Origin of the sequence: Streptococcus sp. Marseille-P6264 (assembly GCF_902460355.1) — a bacterium.
Lineage (GTDB): Bacteria > Bacillota > Bacilli > Lactobacillales > Streptococcaceae > Streptococcus.
The window spans coordinates 60,866-80,397 of sequence record NZ_CABPTO010000004.1 but is presented as its reverse complement, the minus strand read 5'-3'; the positions used below and the strand labels follow the sequence as shown (position 1 = coordinate 80,397).

Genomic DNA, 19,532 nt, shown 5'->3' with positions numbered 1-19,532 from the left:
ATCAGCTACTGCGTAAACCTTGTCCGAAATGACAATAAACTATGAAAGAATGATAAACAATGGTTCAGCTTTACTAACAGTGAGCGAAGCGAACCGAAGGCGATACTCTTCGCCGTGGCGCTATTTACGCAAACTTTGAGACTTTAGGCTCAAAATTTAGTCAAAGAGATTGACGAAGTCAAGCTCTGACGGCGTCGCCACTTAAGAAGAGTATTAAAAAGAAAAATAGAAAATAAAATTTAAGGAGAAAAACACATGTCTAAAATTATCGGTATTGACTTAGGTACAACAAACTCAGCAGTTGCAGTTCTTGAAGGAACTGAAAGTAAAATCATCGCAAATCCAGAAGGAAACCGCACAACTCCGTCTGTAGTGTCATTCAAAAATGGTGAAATCATCGTTGGTGATGCTGCAAAACGTCAAGCAGTGACAAACCCAGATACTGTTATCTCTATCAAATCTAAGATGGGGACTTCTGAAAAAGTTTCTGCTAACGGCAAAGAATACACTCCACAAGAAATCTCAGCTATGATCCTTCAATACTTGAAAGGTTATGCTGAAGAATACCTTGGTGAAAAAGTAACAAAGGCTGTTATCACAGTTCCAGCTTACTTTAACGATGCCCAACGTCAAGCAACAAAAGACGCTGGTAAAATCGCTGGTCTTGAAGTAGAACGTATCGTTAACGAACCAACAGCAGCAGCGCTTGCTTATGGTTTGGACAAGACTGACAAAGAAGAAAAAATCTTGGTATTTGACCTTGGTGGTGGTACATTCGACGTGTCTATCCTTGAACTCGGTGACGGTGTCTTCGATGTATTGGCAACTGCAGGGGACAACAAACTCGGTGGTGACGACTTTGACCAAAAGATTATCGACCACTTGGTAGCAGAATTCAAGAAAGAGAACGGTATCGACTTGTCAACAGACAAGATGGCTCTTCAACGTTTGAAAGATGCAGCTGAAAAAGCTAAGAAAGACCTTTCAGGTGTGACTTCAACTCAAATCAGCTTGCCATTTATCACTGCGGGTGCTGCTGGACCTCTTCACTTGGAAATGACTTTGACTCGTGCCAAATTCGACGACTTGACTCGTGACCTTGTAGAACGTACAAAAGTTCCAGTTCGTCAAGCCCTTTCAGATGCAGGTTTGAGCTTGTCAGAAATCGACGAAGTGATCCTTGTTGGTGGTTCAACTCGTATCCCAGCCGTTGTAGAAGCTGTGAAAGCTGAAACTGGTAAAGAGCCAAACAAATCAGTGAATCCTGACGAAGTAGTTGCTATGGGTGCGGCTATCCAAGGTGGTGTCATCACTGGTGATGTTAAAGACGTTGTCCTTCTTGACGTAACACCATTGTCACTTGGTATCGAAACAATGGGTGGAGTATTTACAAAACTCATCGAGCGCAACACAACGATTCCAACATCTAAATCACAAGTCTTCTCAACAGCAGCAGACAACCAACCAGCCGTTGATATTCATGTTCTTCAAGGTGAACGCCCAATGGCAGCAGACAACAAGACTCTTGGACGTTTCCAATTGACTGATATTCCAGCTGCACCACGTGGAATTCCTCAAATCGAAGTAACATTTGACATCGACAAGAACGGTATCGTGTCTGTTAAAGCTAAAGACCTTGGAACTCAAAAAGAACAAACAATTGTCATCCAATCTAACTCAGGTTTGACTGACGAAGAAATCGACCGCATGATGAAAGATGCAGAAGCAAACGCTGAAGCAGATAAGAAACGTAAAGAAGAAGTAGACCTTCGTAACGAAGTTGACCAAGCAATCTTTGCGACTGAAAAGACTATCAAGGAAACTGAAGGAAAAGGCTTTGATGCAGAACGTGACACTGCTCAAGCTGCACTTGATGACCTTAAGAAAGCCCAAGAAGACAATAACTTGGACGACATGAAAGCAAAACTAGAAGCTCTCAACGAAAAAGCACAAGCTTTGGCAGTTAAACTCTACGAACAAGCTGCAGCAGCTCAACAGGCTCAAGCACAAGCAGGAGCAGAAGGCGCACAAGCAACAGGAAATGCAGGCGATGATGTCGTAGACGGAGAGTTTACGGAGAAGTAATTCGTTAAGAATGACGAATCACTAAAGTGATTGTCATTCTACGGCAATCGCTATGGCGACTTGCTTAAACGCCTTACTAGTTCAAAAACAAAGTATAATCGACTTTGTTTTTGAACGTCGTAACAATAAGAAGAAATCCAGAGGTTGCAACCCAGCCTCTGTTTTTCGGTAAGAAAAGAGTTAGAATGCAAATTTTTGGTTCTTCTTTAAACTAAGTTAGAAAGGAACTGAACCCGACTTAAATTCTAGGAAAAAAGAGAAATCAGTCTGGGAGCATCGCTCCGTCGCCTGATTTCCTATTTTTCAGTCGAATTTTACGGTCTTGGTATCTTAAATGAACAATACTGAATTTTATGATCGTTTAGGTGTCTCTAAGAATGCTTCTCAGGATGAGATTAAGAGAGCCTATCGGAAATTATCTAAAAAATATCACCCAGATATTAATAAGGAGCCTGGGGCGGAAGATAAATATAAGGAAGTCCAGGAGGCTTATGAAACGCTGAGCGATGAGCAAAAGCGGGCTGCCTATGACCAATATGGCGCGGCGGGTGCCAATGGTGGCTTTGGCGGCGGTGCAGGCGGCTTCGGAGGCTTTGATGGCTCTGGTTTTGGTGGCTTCGAAGATATCTTTTCTAGCTTCTTTGGCGGTGGTGCGACTCGTAATCCAAACGCTCCGCGTCAAGGAGACGATCTCCAGTATCGGGTAAATCTCCGCTTTGAAGAGGCTGTTTTCGGTACAGAAAAAGAAGTTAAATACAATCGTGAAGCTAGCTGTCGGACTTGTCATGGTTCAGGTGCTAAGCCAGGAACTAGCCCGGTAACTTGTGGCCGCTGTCATGGTTCTGGTGTCATCAATGTTGATACTCAGACACCGCTGGGCATGATGCGTCGACAAGTGACTTGTGATGTCTGTCATGGTCGCGGACAAGAAATCAAAAGTCCATGTGAAACTTGCCATGGAACAGGACATGAAAAGCAAGCGCATAGCGTTCATGTAAAAATCCCTGCTGGTGTGGAAACAGGTCAACGAGTTCGCTTGGCGGGTCAAGGTGAGGCAGGCTTTAATGGCGGTCCTTACGGTGACTTGTATGTAGTGGTGAACGTTGAGCCAAGCGATAAATTTGAGCGAGACGGTTCTACCATTTACTACAAGCTCAACCTCAACTTTGTGCAAGCAGCTCTGGGTGACAGTGTGGAAATTCCGACTGTCCATGGAAATGTTGAATTGACAATCCCAGAAGGAACTCAGACTGGCAAACGTTTCCGCCTGCGTGGTAAAGGAGCACCAAATCTACGCGATGGAAGTGTCGGTGACCAATATGTCACTGTCAATGTCGTAACGCCGACAGGACTCAATGATCGTCAAAAGGCGGCTCTTAAGGATTTTGCGGCGGCTGGAGACATCACAGTGAGCCCTAAAAAGAAAGGCTTCTTTGATAAGATGAAAGATGTCTTTGAAGGGGAATAAAGAAGGAAAAAGCAGAGTTATTATTCTGCTTTTTCGTTAGGAGCAAGAAATGACAGAATTTCATGACTTTATCAAGCAAGTTTTCAAGGAGCAATATGAGGCTTCTTTTGGGCCGGCTAGGCTTGAAGAACTTGAGCCCAAGGATTATTATCTGATACGGGAAGAGGAAGGAAACTTGATCGCCTTGCTCCATGCCCAGCAGGTGTTGGAAAACATCCATATCAAGGCCTTAGTGGTAGATAAGGAACACCAGAAAAAGGGATTGGGAGCTAGTCTGCTGGCAGAAGAAGAAAAGGCTGAGAAAGCGGGAGTCAGCAGCATCACCTTGTCCACCAAATCTTATCAGGCCAGGGATTTTTACATCAAGCAAGGATATGAAATCTACGCCAGTCTGGAAGATGTGCCTCAAAAAGGTGTGACCAAATATCATTTCATCAAGTGGTTAAAGTGAGCTACTCTCAAGTAGATAGAAGTCAATTGCCAATTACCATTAAAGTTTACAAAAAATAAGCTTTGCTAGTCTAGCAAAGCTTATTTTTTTAGTTGTCTTCGTCTGGTGTAAGCACCATCGGAATGATAATAGGTTCGCGCTCGGTACTTTCGTAGAGGAAAGGACGCAAGGCGTTGACGATAGCGCCGCTGACAGATTGGACGCTGGCATCTTTATTCTTAAGGGCAATGCGAATGGCATTGAAGAGGATGCGCTGGCTTTGGCGGATGAGGTCACCTGATTCACGCATGTAGATAAAGCCACGGCTGAGAATATCTGGACCGGCCAAAATCATCTGGGACTCAAAGTCAACTGTCGCAACAGCAAGGACAACACCGTCTTCTGATAAGTCTTTCCGGTCGCGCAGAACAGCAGCACCGATTTCCCCGATGCGGTTCCCATCGACATAGATATCTTGAGCGTTGAAGCTGCCAGCAATACGAGCTGAGTCAGCTGTTAGAGCCAGCACGTCACCATTGCTCATGATGAAGATATTATCTTTTGGCACTCCAGTATCAACGGCCAGGCCTGCATGGATTTTCTGCATGCGGTATTCACCATGAACTGGCATGAAATATTTAGGCTTAATCAAGCGAAGCATGAGCTTTTGCTCTTGCTGGCCACCGTGTCCAGAGGTGTGGATGTTGTTAATCTTACCGTGAATGACTTCTACACCAGCTTCAGAAATGATGTTAATCAGCTTGTTAACGCTGGTCGTATTACCAGGGATAGGGCTGGATGAGAAGATGACTGTATCTCCAGGTTGCAACTGCACCTGACGGTGGGTACCATTGGCAATCCGAGACAGGGCTGCCATAGGCTCACCCTGACTTCCAGTACACATAATCAGCACTTCGCCAGCTGGATAGTCTTTGAGCTCGTTTGGCTCGATGAAGGTATCTTTGGGAACCTTGATGTAGCCTAGCTCAATCCCGTTTACAATGGCCTTTTCCATAGAGCGGCCAAAGACGGCAATCTTGCGACCGGTCTTGACAGCAGCCTCAGCAGCCTGCTGGAGCCGGAAGATGTTTGAGGCAAAGGAGGCGAAAATAATCCGTCCATGAATGCCTTCGATAATCTTCAAAATAGACTGTCCAACTACTTTTTCGGAATTAGTAAAGGTCGGAACTTCAGCATTGGTCGAGTCGGATAGGAGACAGAGCACACCTTCCTCGCCCAGAGCGGCCATACGGTGCAGGTCTGCTGGCTCACCGACTGGTGTAAAGTCAAACTTGAAGTCACCGGTACAGACAATCTTACCTTGCGGCGTATGAATGACAATCCCCAAGGGCTCTGGAATAGAGTGGGTTGTGCGGAAGAAGGTAGCCTTTAGATTTTTAAAGGTCAACTCTGTGTTTTGATTGATTTCATAGAGCTTGGCATCACGCAAAAGTCCATGCTCTTCTAGCTTGCCCCGAATGAGAGCCAGAGCCAAAGGACCAGCATAGATGGGAACATTGGCTTGCTTGAGCAGGAAAGGAATACCGCCGATATGGTCCTCGTGCCCGTGGGTGATGAGGACGGCTTTCACGCGATCAATATTTTCTACGATATAAGAGTAGTCGGGAATAACATAGTCGATACCCAAGAGGTCGTCTTCGGGAAATTTAATCCCAGCATCGACGATGATAATCTCATCTTGATACTCAATTCCGTAGGTATTTTTACCGATTTCGCCCAGACCGCCGATGGCGAAAACACCAACTTCTTCTTTCTTTAAGTTATATGCCATAGGTTACAACTCCGTTAATTCGAAGGCGCCTGACTCTTTTTCGTATTCCAAATGTTTGTCAGACAAGAGCTCGATAAATTCGATATTGTAAGGAGTCTTTTCTTCGACCAATTTGCGGGCTTTGATGCGGCCTTCTAATTCATCGGTTGCTTCTATATCTAAGTAAAGGGCGCGTGTTTGTTCACGGCGTGGGCTGCGTTCTTTTGTTTCTTGATAAAAAACTTTGTAAATCATTTTGTTTCCTTCCATTTTTCATGATCAAGCTACAGAAAACGACAGCTAATCAGCTGTTTTCTTTTATTCAGTTTTATGAGTAGTAGATTGACCTTGATTCGATATAATTCTAACCAATTATATCATAAAACCAGCTTTTAGTAAAAGACATAGCCGAGAAAATATTGTGGAGATTTTCAGAAAAGCTTTTAAGAGGAAATCTGGGTAGTCAAATGACTGCTTCTCTACCCTTGTGGTCACTTTTGTAGTATAATAAGAAGCAAACACTCGAGTAAGGAAGAGAATAATGAAAATTTTAGCGATGGATACGTCAAATAAGGCTCTGTCTCTAGCGATTTTAGAGAATAAGGAGACCTTGGGGCAGGTGACGCTCAATATCAAGAAAAATCATAGCATTACCCTTATGCCGGCTATTGATTTTCTGATGAATAGTCTGGATATGAAACCGACGGATTTGGATCGGATCGCGGTGGCGCAGGGGCCGGGTAGCTACACAGGTCTGAGAATTGCGGTGGCGACAGCCAAGACCCTAGCGCATACCCTCAAGATTGAGCTGGTCGGTGTGTCTAGTCTGCAGGCTCTGATTCCAGAGCAGGTGGAGGGCTTGATCATTCCTGTCATGGATGCCCGCCGCAATAATGTCTATGCTGGCTTTTACCAGTCTGGTCAGGTTGTGCGACCGGAAGCTCATCTGCCTTTGGCAGAGGTTTTGGATATAGCTGGCGCTGCTAACCAGCCAGTCACCTTTGTCGGAGAGACGGTAGCTTTTGCGGAGCAGATTGAAGAGGCTCTTCCTCAAGCTGCCATTCAGCCGACTTTACCAGACGCAGCAGCTATTGGTTGTCTCGGTTTAGACCTGCCAGCCCAGTCCATTCATGACTTTGTTCCAAACTATCTCAAGCGGGTAGAGGCTGAGGAAAATTGGCTCAAGACCCATCAGGAATCCAGCGATTCTTACATTCAGCGCCTATGATTGAGATGAGAAAATGGAGCGACAGCTCGGATGTGGACGCGGTAGCTCTCGCAGAAGAGCTGGAACAGCTCTTACTTGCAGTCTATGAGGTCAGCCCTTGGACTGTGGGGCAATTGGCAGAGGTCCTGCGTTCGGATGTGAACAGTTGTGCACTAGCAGCAGATGAGAGTCGGCTTGTCGGCTTTTTAGTCTGGCAGGAGACAGACTTTGAAGCAGAAGTTCTGCAGATTGCAGTATTGCCTAGCTATCAGGGGCAGAAAATCGCGACAGCCTTGTTCGACTTTTTGCCAGCAGACAAAGAAATTTTCCTCGAAGTGAGGGAGTCGAATAAGCCAGCTCTGCTATTTTACAAAAAAGAAAAATTTGAAGAAATCGCGCGGCGGAAGGCCTACTACCATGCGCCGGTGGAAGATGCGATTGTTATGAAAAGAGAGATTCATGAAAGATAGATATATTTTAGCTTTTGAGACGTCTTGTGACGAGACCAGTGTGGCGGTTCTGAAGAATGAGACGGAGCTTTTGAGCAATGTCATTGCTAGCCAGATTGAGAGCCACAAGCGTTTTGGTGGAGTGGTACCAGAAGTGGCCAGCCGTCATCATGTAGAGGTCATTACGGTTTGCATTGAGGAGGCCTTGGCAGAAGCAGGGATTACTGAGGAGCAAGTCTCAGCGGTGGCCGTCACCTACGGTCCTGGTCTAGTTGGGGCGCTTTTAGTCGGTCTGGCAGCAGCCAAGTCTTTTGCCTGGGCTCATGGGCTTCCCTTGATTCCAGTCAATCACATGGCTGGACACCTGATGGCAGCCCAGAGCGTGGAGCCCTTGGAATTTCCCTTGCTGGCTCTCTTGGTCAGTGGCGGCCATACTGAGCTGGTCTATGTCAGTCAGGCTGGCGATTATAAAATTGTGGGGGAGACCCGCGATGATGCAGTCGGTGAAGCCTATGATAAGGTCGGTCGAGTTATGGGCCTGACCTATCCAGCAGGTCGGGAGATTGATCAGCTGGCTCATGAAGGACAGGATATTTATGATTTTCCGCGGGCTATGATCAAGGAAGACAATCTGGAATTTTCTTTTTCCGGCCTCAAGTCGGCCTTTATCAACCTGCACCACAATGCCCAGCAAAAAGGAGAGGTCTTGTCTAATCAAGACCTGTCAGCAAGCTTTCAGGCAGCGGTCATGGATATTCTCATGGCCAAGACTAAGAAAGCGCTGGAAAAATATCCAGTCAAGACTCTGGTTGTGGCGGGCGGTGTTGCGGCCAATCAAGGTCTGAGAGAACGCTTGGCTGCTGAGATTCAGGATGTTAAGGTGATCATTCCGCCTCTTCGCCTTTGCGGTGACAATGCTGGCATGATTGCTTATGCTAGCGTTAGCGAGTGGAACAAGGGAAATTTTGCAAGTTTAGATCTGAATGCTAAGCCAAGTCTAGCTTTTGAAACCATGGAGTAAAGGAGAAGAATGCGCGGACAGACATTTAAACAGGGGGCACAAGCAGCAGTGCCAACGGCTCTAGGCTATGTCGGAATCGGTCTAGCCTGTGGCATTATGGCGGCGCCCTATATGAATCCTCTGGAAATGGGCCTGATGAGCCTCTTGGTTTATGCAGGCAGTGCCCAGTTTGCTATGATAGGTTTGATTGCGCAAGGTGCTCCAATTTTGGCCATTGCCTTGACTGTCTTTTTGATCAATCTGCGTTTTTTCTTGCTAGGGCTACATGCCTCTAGCATTTTTAGAGACTTCAGCATGGGGCAAAATATTGCGATGGGGAGTCTCCTTACCGATGAGTCCTACGGTGTTTTGATGGGAGAACAGATTCACTCGAAGGTGATTTTGCCACAGTGGATGCATGGAAATAATCTGCTGAGCTACGGCGCTTGGTTCCTTGGAACGGTGCTGGGAACAGCTCTAGGTGGGCTCTTACCCAATCCTGAAAGCTTTGGTCTAGATTTTGCTTTGGTTGCAATGTTTATTGGAATTTTTTCTTCTCAGTTTCTGATTATGCTCCGGCGGATTGACATGAAGAAGCTGCTGTCTGTTTTGTTGGTCGTTGGGGTTTCCTATTTGGCATTGACAATCTTGATTCAAAATTCACTGGCGGTACTCTTTGCGACTCTTCTAGGCTGTACGGTGGGGGTGTTCTTAGATGATAAGTAAGTATATTTTGCTGGCTATCCTTTGCTCAGCCCTAGTCACATGGCTTCCACGGGTCCTACCTTTTATCTTGGTAAAATATAAAGGACTTCCGCCTATTGTTGAGCGCTTTCTAAAATTTTTGCCAGTGTCTATTATCTTTGCCCTGATTTTGTCCAGCGTCACCACTGCCCAGTCTGGGCATCTCCCTAGCTTCAAATGGCTGGATTTGCTGGCTGTTTTTCCGACGACTTATGTGGCTTTTAAGTATCGAAATCTGATCGCGACCGTTATTTTCGGTGTCGTTTTGGTTGCCCTCTTGCGCCTTGTTTTTTAGCGGCTACTTTATTAGAGGAAAAGTTTTAAGAGAGTAGATTTACCAAAATATTTCAAAAAAGTTACAAAATATTACAAAAGCTCTTGATTTTTGTAATATAAAGGACTATAATAATGGCAGAGAATAGAAAAGAGGTCATTGTGATGGCTAAATTGTCCTTATCCAAGTGGATTTATTCTTCTTTATTTCTGTCTTTAACTCTGTCTCTAGCTGCTTGTGGTTCACCAAAAACTGAAGCACCAAAGACTTCCTCGAGTGCCAAGGTTAGCCAAACGACGAGCACTAGTAGCTCAACCAAGGCTTCTGCAAGTCAAGCTTCCTCCAGTCAAGTTGTAACAAGCCAAGCTTCATCTTCTGCTAAGGAGGAAGTGCCAAGCTCCAGTCAAGCAAGTACAGCTGATTCCAGTCAGGTAAGCGCACCAAAGCCGAGTGGCGCTGACTCTCAAACAGAGGACACCCCTATTCCAGCAGCCTTGGTCGGCGTCTGGCAAGGAAGCAGTCCTCAATCCGACTCCGTAACCTTGACCGTAAGTTCAGACGGTAGCCTGCGTGCGCAAGCCAATTTTGGCAGCTTCGAAGATATGAATGATGTCAAAGCTGTAGCAAGAGCTGTTAAAGTTAGCCAAAATCTTTATCGCTGGGAGCTGATTTCCGGTGATTATCGGGCCTTGCTACCAGGGATAACAGGGCTTGGTGGCGTTGGAAGGGCAGAAGCAGGCTTTCTCCTAGAAAATGGCCAATACACATCTGTTTTATTTACCGGGCCTGTTGATCAGCCGATGGATTACTCTAACTATCATGCTTTTGGCTTTTCTTTGACCAAAAAATAATCAGGATAACTCCCTCATGATTTATCAGGGAGTTCATTTTTTTATAAAAAAGCTTGACTCTGCCCTAAGGTCAGGGATTATACTATAAGGGTAAGGAGGTTTTTATGTATCATATCAAAGAAGCTGCGCAGCTTTCGGGTGTCTCTGTCAAAACCCTGCATCACTACGACAAAATCGGACTTTTAGTTCCTCAAAAATCAGATAATGGCTATCGGACATACAGTCAAGCTGATCTAGAGCGCCTGCAGGTCATCCTTTACTATAAGTATCTGGGCTTTTCTTTGGAGAAAATAGCAGAGCTGCTGAGCCAGGATGATCAGAACTTATTGCCGCATCTGCTGAGGCAGTTGGAGTATTTACAGCAGGAAAGAGACCGCTTGGATACCTTGATTTCCACCTTACAAAAAACCATTCAAGAAGAAAAAGGAGAAAGAAAGATGACAATGAAAGAAAAATTTGCAGGCTTTGCCTACGAAGACAATCAAAAATACCATCAAAAAGCTGTAGAAGAATATGGTCAAGAAGTCATGGCGGAAGCACTAGCTCGTCAAAATGGACGGGAAGAAGAATCTGTTGAAGCCTTCAATCAAGTTTTTCAAAGTCTGGCAGAGAATATGCAGCAAGGCTTGTCAATTGACGCAGCAGAAAATCAAGAACAGGCAGCGCATCTCTTACAAGCCATCCGCACTTATGGCTTTGACTGCTCTATTGAGGTATTCGGCTATATCGGTAAAGGCTATGTCTATAACCCAGAGTTTAAGGAAAACATTGACAAATTTGGGGCAGGAACTGCCCAGTACACAGCAGATGTCATTGCAGCTTATGTTCGGACAAATACAGAATAAATAGGCTAGGAAATCCTAGCCTATTTTTTACTTCAAATCATAAAGCCAGTCGTCGCCGTCTTTATAGTAAAAGAATTCACTTAAATCGTCCTCTAAAAAAACACGCAGCATATCTGACATATCTTCGGTTGCAAGTTTCAGATGAGACAGATTTTGTAAATCTTCCCACCAGACCTTTCCTTCGTCTGAGGATTGTAGCACACCAGAATGGTGCTTTGTCTTGTAGAGTAGAACGACATAGCGGTAATCCTCGTCATCGTACCAATCCTTGATGCCGCAAAGTTGAGGTTTGGAGATGGTTAGTCCAGTTTCTTCTTTTACTTCTCTGATAACTGCATCGGTAAAAGACTCCCCGCGCTCTACATGCCCACCGGGAAAGGTGATGCCAGGCCAGTCGGGACTAACTCGGTCCTGGACAAGAACTTTTTCTCCGTCATAAATCATGCACATGTTGACAAATTCGACTAATTCTCGTCTGTTCATTTTGTTCTCCTATTTTGTTAGTAATTTTTCTACTACGTTTAACTTTCTCATAGTTAGATCCACGCCAAAAAGTTTTTCAAGATAGTTGGTATTGAGCTTTTTTCGTTTGGCAGTTCTAGGGAGATAGAGGTAGAGACAGTGATCGCCTAGACAAATTTCTTCCTCGTCATAGTCAGCTTTCAATTTTTCTAGTGGTAGACTTTGGATAAAACCTTGATAAAGAATCACATGTACACGATCATGAAGATAGCCTTCTTTAAATGGATTCTCATGAACAATCTTTTCAAAATCGTCCTTATTCTTGATAACCATTTTTAAGTCGGCCCCAATTTTTTCCTTTATCAGAGTATGAACGTGTTCTCGTATTTCTTCTAAATCTAAGTCACTTTCAAGAATGATATTCCCGCTTTGAATATAGGTTCGAACGTGTTGAAAACCAGCTTCTGTCAAAATATCTACTAAATAAGACATTTTCGGGATAGCATTTTTTCCATTAGGAGTAACGCCTCTTAGTAAAATAATATGTTCCAAAGGACTTCCTTCCTTATTTGGTATTTATTGGATTTGAGCCTGCCACCCATCCGGTGCAGAGGGCAGATGTGATGTTGAAGCCACCCGTGTGGGCATTGATGTCTAGGACTTCGCCGGCAAAGTGGAGACCGGGAACGAGCTTGCTTTCCAGAGTTTTAGGATTGATTTCCTTGAGACTAACGCCACCCTTGGTGACAAAGGACTTGGCCAGAGACATTTTGCCAGTGACTGGGATAGGCAGTTCTTTGATTTGTTGGATGAGAGCCTCTTTTTCACTGAGATTGAGTTGTTTTACTTTCTCGGGAAAGGGCTGGGCAAAAAAGTCTGCTAGGCGCTCGGGCAGGAGCATTTCCAGGCAGTTCTTCAGCGATTTTTCCCGATGTTCTTCTAAAAAGTCTGCCAAATCCTGCTGGCTCATCTGAGGCAAGACATCTAGATAGATGGTCTCGCCGCCCTTGACAAAGCTAGACAAGCGCAGAGCAGCCGGACCGGATAGGCCAAAGTGGGTAAAGAGCAGGTCGTGGGTAATGACATGCTTGCCATAGCTGAGTGTCACATTGTCCAGCGAAATCCCCTGAAGCGCCTTGTGAGGAAAGTCAGTCAGAAGAGGACTTTCAGCAGCCTCTAGGTCGGTTACTGTGTGCCTGAAGTGTCGGGCAATATCGTGGCCGAAGCCTGTCGAGCCAGTTGAAGGGTAGGACTTGCCGCCAGTCGTCACAATCAATTTTTGACAGGTCCAAGCCTGGTCGCTGGATCTGACAGTGAAAAGATCATCAGTTTTTTTGACGGAGACGATTTCAGTATTGGTGATGACAGTGCCGCCCAGCTCTGCAATTTTCTTTTCCAAAGCTTCGATAATGGTGCGGGACTTGTCTGTCACTGGGAAAACACGGCCGTGGTCTTCCACCTTGAGTTTGACGCCATTTTCCGTAAAAAAGTTGATGATATCATGGTTGTCAAACTGGGAAAAAACGCTGTAAAGAAAGCGCCCATTGCCAGGAATGCCGGCCATGAGGTCATCTAGGTTTCCGTTGTTGGTCACATTGCAGCGCCCGCCGCCTGTACCAGCTAGCTTCTTGCCCAATCGTTTATTTTTCTCAAGGAGCAAGGTCTTTTGCCCGTAGAAAGAACTGGAAATGGCAGCCATCATGCCGGCTGGTCCTCCGCCGATGATGATTGTGTCGAAATGGTTCATATATCTTTTCCTTTCGTGAAATAGGAATTTTATGTGCTAGTTAAGCTTGTGCAAGATGATTTTGTCCTTTAAGCCATACAGTGGATATGCTTTGGACAGCTTTTCTGCCAGTCCGTCAGCCAGCACTAGGTAGAAAATTAATCGGCTTTTAGGCTCATTTTTAAGGAAGATCTTTTCCAGAGGCCCAATAGATTTCGTACCATTCTTTTCTAGTCAGTTCAATATCTGCTGCCTTGGCTGCTTCGATGATGCGGCTAGCCTTGGTCGTGCCGATGACCGCCTGCATGTGGGCTGGATAGCGTAGCACCCAAGCAATAGCCACTGCCGATGGTGATATTTGGTATTTGTCGGCTAGTCGGTTTAGGACGGTATTGAGCTTGGGGTATTTATCCGAACCGACAAAAACGCCCTCGAAATAGCCGTGCTGGAGGACAGACCAGGCCTGAATTACGACGTCGTTCAGGCGGCAGTATTCGAAAATACTACCGTCGCGCATATTTGCGGCTGCTCCCTCCATGTTAACGTGGAAGCCAGCTTCAAAAGCAGGTGAGAAAGCTGCGCTCAATTGGAGCTGATTTGCCACCAAAGGCTGCTTGACCTCTTTTTTGAGTAGCTCCATCATCATAGGATTCTGGTTGGACACTCCAAAATCAAGGACCTTTCCTTGAGATTTGAGTAGATCAAAAGCCTCAGCGATTGCACTAGGCTCCATCAGAGCATCTGGTCGATGCAAGAGCAGAGAGTCCAGATGGTCTACACCTAGACGCTGTAAAATACCATCCGTTGCTTCGAGGATATAGTCTTTGGAAAAGTCGAAGTAGGTGAATTCTTCTATGCGGATTCCCACCTTGGACTGAATCCACATCTTAGCCCGCAGGTCAGGCCGGTTTTTGAGCACTTGTCCCAGAATTTCTTCGCACTGGCCTCCACCATAGATATCGGCGAGATCGAAAGCATTGATCCCGACTGACAAGGCTGTTTCGATCAGTTCTTCCACCTCTTTGGGTGTCATTTGGGCAATTCGCATCAGCCCTATGATAATCTGGGAAATTTCTCGCTTGCTTTCTCCAAACTCAAGATATTTCATAAACTCTTCTCCTCGTGTCATCTTAATCTCAGTATAAGCTAAACCCGCTCCAAAGTCAAAAAGAGACTAGCTAGATCGAGTCTTGGAGCAAATGTGTAGAAAATCCTTGTTTTGGCCAATGAAATTCACCTAACCTTGTCGGAAAATTAGAAGATTTGACAAAAACTTGCCTTCTTGATAAAATAAGAATGTCTTAAAGACAAATAACTTCTTCTTGGTTGCAGGAATTGCCAAGCCTGCCACTCGGATGAAGCGTAAAGAAAAGGAGCTTATCATGGCAATCTCAAAAGAGAAAAAAAATGAAATCATTGCACAATACGCACGTCACGAAGGTGACACTGGTTCAGTAGAGGTTCAAGTTGCTGTCCTTACTTGGGAAATCAACCACCTTAACGAACACATCAAACAACACAAAAAAGACCACGCTACTTACCGTGGTTTGATGAAGAAAATCGGTCGCCGTCGTAACTTGCTTGCATACTTGCGTAAAAACGACGTTAACCGTTACCGTGAGTTGATCAACTCTCTAGGACTTCGTCGCTAATCTTGCGTCTAAAATGTTTCTATACTTCGTTGACTTCGCCTCGATGTACCATTAGTACAATCTTCGGCTCGTCGCCTTGTCTAGAAACATTTTATCCTGCAAGAATAAAGCTCTCTGATCTCAGAGGGCTTTTTATGTTGTCACCTTACCTCGATATACTCAAGTATGATCTTCGGTTACGGTTCCTCGCACTATAAGGTAAAATAAACCAGATCTTCTCCCTTCGGGGAGATTTTTTGTTTTCACTAGAATTTTAGACCAAGCTCAAATTAGATCTCTGAATTTATAGGTTTTCGTTAGCCTTACTTTGCCTTCTATCAGTACAATTTTTAGCTCTCCTTGAATTTTTTAGAAAATCTTGCTAAACTGTAGCTACTAAGATAAAAACACAGTTCTGGTTGGTAGTCCAGACGCAAAAAAACATTTTTTGTCAGTAACCTTCCTCCTTGGTTGTCCATTCTTAGGGGTTTTTAAAGGAGGTGCTGTCATGGATAAGATTTCAATGACGCTGACAGTTTATTTTGAAGAGGGATTTTGGCACGGTGTTTTCGAGCAGGAACATGCTCAATCTTATAGAGCTTGCCGAGTCACCTTTGGTGCAGAGCCTAGCACGCAGGAATTGTTGGATTTTCTAAACCGTTATTATCATCGGTTGCAGTTTAGTCCTAGCATCAGGGTGAGAGAGAAGACTAAGTCGGTCAGTCCTAAACGCCTGCAGAGACAGGCTAAAAAAGAACAGATCGCTTCACGTTCTTCAAAGTCTCAGGAAGCGCTGAAGCTGCAATTTGAAGAGCAAAAGCAAATCGCTCGCATCAAGCGCAAGCAGCAGAAAGAACTGGTTAAGCAAAGGAAATTCGAACTCAAACAGCAAAAAAGATTGGAAAAGCACAAGGGGCATTGAGCCTGTTTTTTCTGATTGCTATGAAAAGTCTTCTGTCGGGAGGCTTTTTTGTTTCTTAAACAAATCTTTCTTGTCTCGAAACTATACCAATTTTATGTTGACAAATATCAAATTGCTGTGTATAATGTTTTCGTTTCTTAATAAAAACACAAATAAGACTATACCAATTTTGAATAAAGGAGGAACTAGCTTTTTGCCAGCAAAAGGCTAGAAATAAATCTATGTGTGGAATCGTCGGAGTTGTGGGAAACCGCAATGCAACAGATATTTTGATGCAAGGACTTGAAAAGTTAGAATACCGAGGCTATGATTCGGCTGGAATTTTTGTGACAACAGGAGAAAAATCTAGCCTGGTCAAGTCTGTTGGTCGGATTGCAGATCTTCGTGCCAAGATTGGCATGGATGTAGCGGGTTCAACAGGTATTGGGCATACGCGCTGGGCAACCCACGGAAAACCAAGTGAGAATAACGCCCATCCTCACACTTCTCAGACAGGGCGTTTTGTTTTGGTTCACAACGGTGTGATTGAAAATTACCTGGATATCAAAAATAACTATCTTGCTGGCCATGATTTTAAAGGGCAGACAGATACAGAAATTACGGTTCATCTGATTGGGAAATTCGCGGAAGAAGACGGTCTCTCTGTTCTTGACGCTTTCCGCAAGGCCCTTCACATTATCGAAGGTTCCTACGCTTTTGCCTTGGTAGATGCCAAAGATCCTTCTACGATCTACGTTGCCAAAAACAAATCGCCGCTTTTGATCGGCTTGGGCGAAGGCTACAACATGGTCTGCTCCGATGCTATGGCTATGATTCGCGAGACTAGCGAATACATGGAAATCCATGATAAAGAGCTGGTTATCGTGACGGCTAATAGCGTAGAAGTGCAAGACTACGAAGGCAATGTTCTTGAACGCGGTAGCTATACTGCTGAGCTAGACCTGTCTGATATCGGCAAAGGCACTTATCCTTACTACATGCTGAAGGAAATTGATGAGCAGCCGACCGTGATGCGTAAGCTGATCAGCACTTATGCGGATGAAAATAATAAGATACTGATTGATCCTGCTATCATCAAGACAGTCCAAGAAGCGGATCGCATTTATATCATTGCTGCTGGAACTTCTTATCATGCTGGTTACGCTTCTAAACGAATGCTGGAAGAGTTGACGGATACGCCAGTTGAGCTGGGTATTTCTTCAGAATGGGGCTATGCCATGCCGCTCCTCAGCAAGAAGCCACTCTTTATCTTCATCAGCCAATCTGGTGAGACAGCTGATAGTCGTCAGGTCTTGGTCAAGGCTAATGAACTGGGCATTCCAAGTCTGACAGTGACCAATGTGCCAGGCTCAACCTTGTCTCGTGAAGCCAAGCATACCCTGCTTCTCCATGCTGGACCAGAAATTGCCGTGGCTTCAACCAAAGCCTACACCGCGCAAATCGCTGCCCTAGCTTTCTTGGCCAAAGCGGTCGGTGATGCTAATGGCAATGAAAAAGCTAAGAAGTTTGATTTGGTTCATGAGCTGTCTATCGTAGCCCAGTCTATCGAGTCTACCCTTTCTGAGAAAGAATTGATCGAAAGCAAGGTCCGTGACTTGTTGGCGGAAACTCGCAGCGCCTTTTATATCGGTCGTGGTCAGGACTATTATGTGGCAATGGAAGCTAGCCTTAAGCTTAAGGAAATTTCCTACATTCAGTGTGAAGGCTTTGCGGCGGGAGAGCTTAAGCATGGTACTATTTCTCTGATTGAAGAGGGAACACCTGTCCTAGCTCTGCTTTCAGACGAGGTATTGGCTAGCCATACTCGCGGAAATGTTTCTGAAGTTGTAGCGCGTGGAGCTAAGGTGTTGACCATTGCGGAGGAAAATGTGGCTAAAGATGGAGACGATATTGTCTTGAACCAAGTACACCCTTACCTGTCACCAATTTCGATGGTGGTACCGACTCAATTGATTGCTTATTTTGCAACCTTGCACCGCGGTTTGGATGTAGATAAACCACGCAATCTCGCTAAATCTGTAACGGTAGAATAAAAAATAATACAATGATCAATAGGAGAGTGAGACAGAAATCGGTAATTCGTTAGAATGTGATTTCGTCGTCCCACCTCCGCACAGTTGAGTAGGGCTGTAAAAGCTGATGAAATCAGCGTAATAGAGCCCACTCAACCACTGCGTCTTGCTCGATAATCCAAAGACAATTGAGAGGCTAGGACTTTTGTCCCAGACTTACTTTTTGTGGCGCAGTAGCTGTACTGTTAGCAAGCCTGCGGAATAGAGTCCATCTGATGACTTTTCATTTAGCCCTTAAATCCTGTAAAAGCCTGTTAATTCAGGCTTTTTTGCATTGAGAAATGTTTTAGTTTACAGTTTGTATAAGACACAAAGAATTTATCAGCTGTTAGTTGGAAGATCCTTGTCGCTTTGAAACAGGGGTAGAAACTAGAGGAGTTTTGAGCTTTGTCACTAACAAATCCAGTCTTAAAAGAAAACTGGAATTCTTTAGTATTGGATAGGGAGAACCCCAGCAGTAGCGCCGTTTTAGCATCTTTATTTTTTCTATTGTGATAAAAAATACTAATCATCTTGATAGAAAAAATATATTTTTAAAGATTGATATTCAGTGATATGATAATAGCAATCAAAATGAAAAGGAGCAAGATATGTCTAAAAGAGAGTTGGTTTTAAAAGCCTTTAAGGGGGAAAAAGTTGATCGAGTGCCAGTTGGTTTCTGGCATCATTTTACCAGCGAGGATGAGTGGCTGGCTGGTTTTGGCAATCAGACTATTATTGAGAAAAATCTGGCAGGTCATCAAGCATTTCTATCAGAAGTCAAGCCAGACTTTGTCAAACTGATGAGCGATGGTTATTTTGCCTATCCGAATGAGCGCTTGAAAAAAGTCCAATCTATCAAGGACTTGGCAGATATCGAGCCGCTAGGCGCTGACCATCCTTGGATCAGTGAGCAGGTGGAGTTGGTTCAAAAGATTAGGGCTAGCTTCACAGAGGACTTGGTTGCTATTTACAATATTTTTGCGCCGGTAACCTATTTCAAATGGCTGGTTGGCAAGGTCGCTGGAGGGGATGACATCATTGCAGATTTTCTAGCAGAGGATGCGGAAGTGACAAAGCGGGTGCTGGATGTAATTGCTCAAGATATTGCGGCTCTGACAGAACGCATTATCAAGGAAGCTGGTGCGGATGGAATCTACCTCAGCGTTCAGAGCATTCAGGATGCGCGGGTGTCGGCTGAAGACTATAAGACTTTTATTGCTCCTAGTGAATTGGCGGTGCTGGAAGCAGCCAATGCAGCTGGCGGAGTAAATATTCTGCATATTTGTGGCTACGAAGGCGCGCGAAATGACGTTCATCTTTTCACAGATTATCCAGCTCAGGTTATTAACTGGGCAGTGGGGCCAGAAGGCATCAGTTTGGCAGAAGGTCGCAAATTATTCGGCGGTCGGACTGTTCTTGGTGGCTTTGAAAATGGCAAGACTGGTTTGCTCTACACAGGTAGCCAAGAAGCCATTCAAAATGAAACCAAGCGCTTGATAGCAGAGGCTGGCAAGGATGCTTTGATTATTGGGGCTGATTGCACCATCCCAAGCGATATTGATCCAGAGCGGATTGAGTGGGTTCGCCAAGCAGCGAGTTTAGCATAAGAAGGA

The 19,532-nt window shown here is 44.8% G+C and carries 20 protein-coding genes; 14 read left to right on the top strand and 6 right to left on the bottom strand.

Annotated features, from left to right (window positions below; all coding sequences use genetic code 11):
* Nucleotides 1–255 precede the first annotated feature (255 nt).
* From dnaK to FZ941_RS06485, 3 genes are all read left to right on the top strand, one after another.
* On the top strand, nt 256–2,085 hold the full coding sequence (dnaK, locus tag FZ941_RS06495) for a molecular chaperone DnaK (protein ID WP_148887265.1): 1,830 nt from the start codon (nt 256–258) through the stop codon (nt 2,083–2,085).
* A 334-nt stretch (nt 2,086–2,419) separates the two neighbouring features.
* Nucleotides 2,420–3,553, top strand: a complete 1,134-nt coding sequence (gene dnaJ, locus FZ941_RS06490) for a molecular chaperone DnaJ (RefSeq protein WP_148887264.1) — start codon at nt 2,420–2,422, stop codon at nt 3,551–3,553.
* A gap of 49 nt (nt 3,554–3,602) precedes the next feature.
* On the top strand, nt 3,603–4,004 hold the full coding sequence (locus FZ941_RS06485; RefSeq protein ID WP_148887263.1) for a GNAT family N-acetyltransferase: 402 nt from the start codon (nt 3,603–3,605) through the stop codon (nt 4,002–4,004).
* 88 nt (nt 4,005–4,092) lie between these two features.
* Here FZ941_RS06485 and rnjA read toward each other — a convergent pair whose 3' ends face one another.
* Both rnjA and FZ941_RS06475 read right to left on the bottom strand, forming a co-directional pair.
* Nucleotides 4,093–5,775 (bottom strand): ribonuclease J1, encoded by a 1,683-nt coding sequence (gene rnjA, locus FZ941_RS06480; protein WP_148887262.1) that lies wholly within the window; start codon nt 5,773–5,775, stop codon nt 4,093–4,095.
* A gap of 3 nt (nt 5,776–5,778) precedes the next feature.
* Complete coding sequence (locus tag FZ941_RS06475) at nt 5,779–6,009, bottom strand: DNA-dependent RNA polymerase subunit epsilon (RefSeq protein ID WP_045497905.1); 231 nt, start codon at nt 6,007–6,009, stop codon at nt 5,779–5,781.
* Nucleotides 6,010–6,295: 286 nt separating this feature from the next.
* Here FZ941_RS06475 and tsaB point away from each other — a divergent pair, with 286 nt between their 5' ends.
* From tsaB to FZ941_RS06440, 7 genes are all read left to right on the top strand, one after another.
* Nucleotides 6,296–6,982, top strand: coding sequence for a tRNA (adenosine(37)-N6)-threonylcarbamoyltransferase complex dimerization subunit type 1 TsaB (gene tsaB, locus FZ941_RS06470; RefSeq protein ID WP_148887261.1), 687 nt, complete (start codon nt 6,296–6,298; stop codon nt 6,980–6,982).
* The gene (rimI, locus tag FZ941_RS06465; RefSeq protein ID WP_148887357.1) at nt 6,979–7,431 is read left to right on the top strand and encodes a ribosomal protein S18-alanine N-acetyltransferase; all 453 of its coding nucleotides are present in this window, start codon (nt 6,979–6,981) and stop codon (nt 7,429–7,431) included. Before tsaB ends, rimI begins: the two co-directional genes overlap by 4 nt.
* The gene (tsaD, locus tag FZ941_RS06460) at nt 7,421–8,431 is read left to right on the top strand and encodes a tRNA (adenosine(37)-N6)-threonylcarbamoyltransferase complex transferase subunit TsaD (RefSeq protein ID WP_148887260.1); all 1,011 of its coding nucleotides are present in this window, start codon (nt 7,421–7,423) and stop codon (nt 8,429–8,431) included. Before rimI ends, tsaD begins: the two co-directional genes overlap by 11 nt.
* A 9-nt stretch (nt 8,432–8,440) precedes the next feature.
* Nucleotides 8,441–9,136, top strand: a complete 696-nt coding sequence (locus tag FZ941_RS06455) for an AzlC family ABC transporter permease (RefSeq protein WP_148887259.1) — start codon at nt 8,441–8,443, stop codon at nt 9,134–9,136.
* On the top strand, nt 9,126–9,449 hold the full coding sequence (locus tag FZ941_RS06450) for an AzlD domain-containing protein (RefSeq protein ID WP_148887258.1): 324 nt from the start codon (nt 9,126–9,128) through the stop codon (nt 9,447–9,449). Before FZ941_RS06455 ends, FZ941_RS06450 begins: the two co-directional genes overlap by 11 nt.
* Before the next feature lie 113 nt (nt 9,450–9,562).
* The gene (locus tag FZ941_RS06445) at nt 9,563–10,279 is read left to right on the top strand and encodes a hypothetical protein (RefSeq protein ID WP_262366280.1); all 717 of its coding nucleotides are present in this window, start codon (nt 9,563–9,565) and stop codon (nt 10,277–10,279) included.
* 104 nt (nt 10,280–10,383) lie between these two features.
* A complete protein-coding gene (locus tag FZ941_RS06440) occupies nt 10,384–11,124 on the top strand; it encodes a MerR family transcriptional regulator (RefSeq protein ID WP_148887257.1) in 741 nt (246 codons plus the stop codon).
* Nucleotides 11,125–11,151: 27 nt separating this feature from the next.
* On the opposite strand, the gene FZ941_RS06435 is transcribed toward FZ941_RS06440, so the two are convergent.
* The 4 genes from FZ941_RS06435 to FZ941_RS06420 all read right to left on the bottom strand — a co-directional run bounded on the left by FZ941_RS06435 (nt 11,152) and on the right by FZ941_RS06420 (nt 14,420).
* A complete protein-coding gene (locus FZ941_RS06435) occupies nt 11,152–11,607 on the bottom strand; it encodes an 8-oxo-dGTP diphosphatase (RefSeq protein ID WP_148887256.1) in 456 nt (151 codons plus the stop codon).
* Between the two features lie 9 nt (nt 11,608–11,616).
* Nucleotides 11,617–12,138, bottom strand: coding sequence for a DUF1697 domain-containing protein (locus tag FZ941_RS06430; protein WP_148887255.1), 522 nt, complete (start codon nt 12,136–12,138; stop codon nt 11,617–11,619).
* Nucleotides 12,139–12,151: 13 nt separating this feature from the next.
* On the bottom strand, nt 12,152–13,333 hold the full coding sequence (locus tag FZ941_RS06425) for an NAD(P)/FAD-dependent oxidoreductase (RefSeq protein ID WP_148887254.1): 1,182 nt from the start codon (nt 13,331–13,333) through the stop codon (nt 12,152–12,154).
* Between the two features lie 160 nt (nt 13,334–13,493).
* The gene (locus tag FZ941_RS06420; RefSeq protein WP_148887253.1) at nt 13,494–14,420 is read right to left on the bottom strand and encodes an aldo/keto reductase family oxidoreductase; all 927 of its coding nucleotides are present in this window, start codon (nt 14,418–14,420) and stop codon (nt 13,494–13,496) included.
* A gap of 274 nt (nt 14,421–14,694) precedes the next feature.
* Here FZ941_RS06420 and rpsO point away from each other — a divergent pair, with 274 nt between their 5' ends.
* The 4 genes from rpsO to FZ941_RS06395 all read left to right on the top strand — a co-directional run bounded on the left by rpsO (nt 14,695) and on the right by FZ941_RS06395 (nt 19,526).
* Entirely contained in the window at nt 14,695–14,964 is a 270-nt protein-coding gene (rpsO, locus tag FZ941_RS06410; RefSeq protein ID WP_001018251.1) for a 30S ribosomal protein S15, read from the top strand.
* Between the two features lie 487 nt (nt 14,965–15,451).
* Nucleotides 15,452–15,865, top strand: coding sequence for a YjdF family protein (locus FZ941_RS06405; RefSeq protein WP_148887252.1), 414 nt, complete (start codon nt 15,452–15,454; stop codon nt 15,863–15,865).
* 221 nt (nt 15,866–16,086) lie between these two features.
* Nucleotides 16,087–17,898 (top strand): glutamine--fructose-6-phosphate transaminase (isomerizing), encoded by a 1,812-nt coding sequence (glmS, locus tag FZ941_RS06400; RefSeq protein WP_148887251.1) that lies wholly within the window; start codon nt 16,087–16,089, stop codon nt 17,896–17,898.
* A 629-nt stretch (nt 17,899–18,527) separates the two neighbouring features.
* Nucleotides 18,528–19,526, top strand: coding sequence for a uroporphyrinogen decarboxylase family protein (locus tag FZ941_RS06395; protein WP_148887250.1), 999 nt, complete (start codon nt 18,528–18,530; stop codon nt 19,524–19,526).
* The last annotated feature ends 6 nt before the right edge of the window (nt 19,527–19,532 follow it).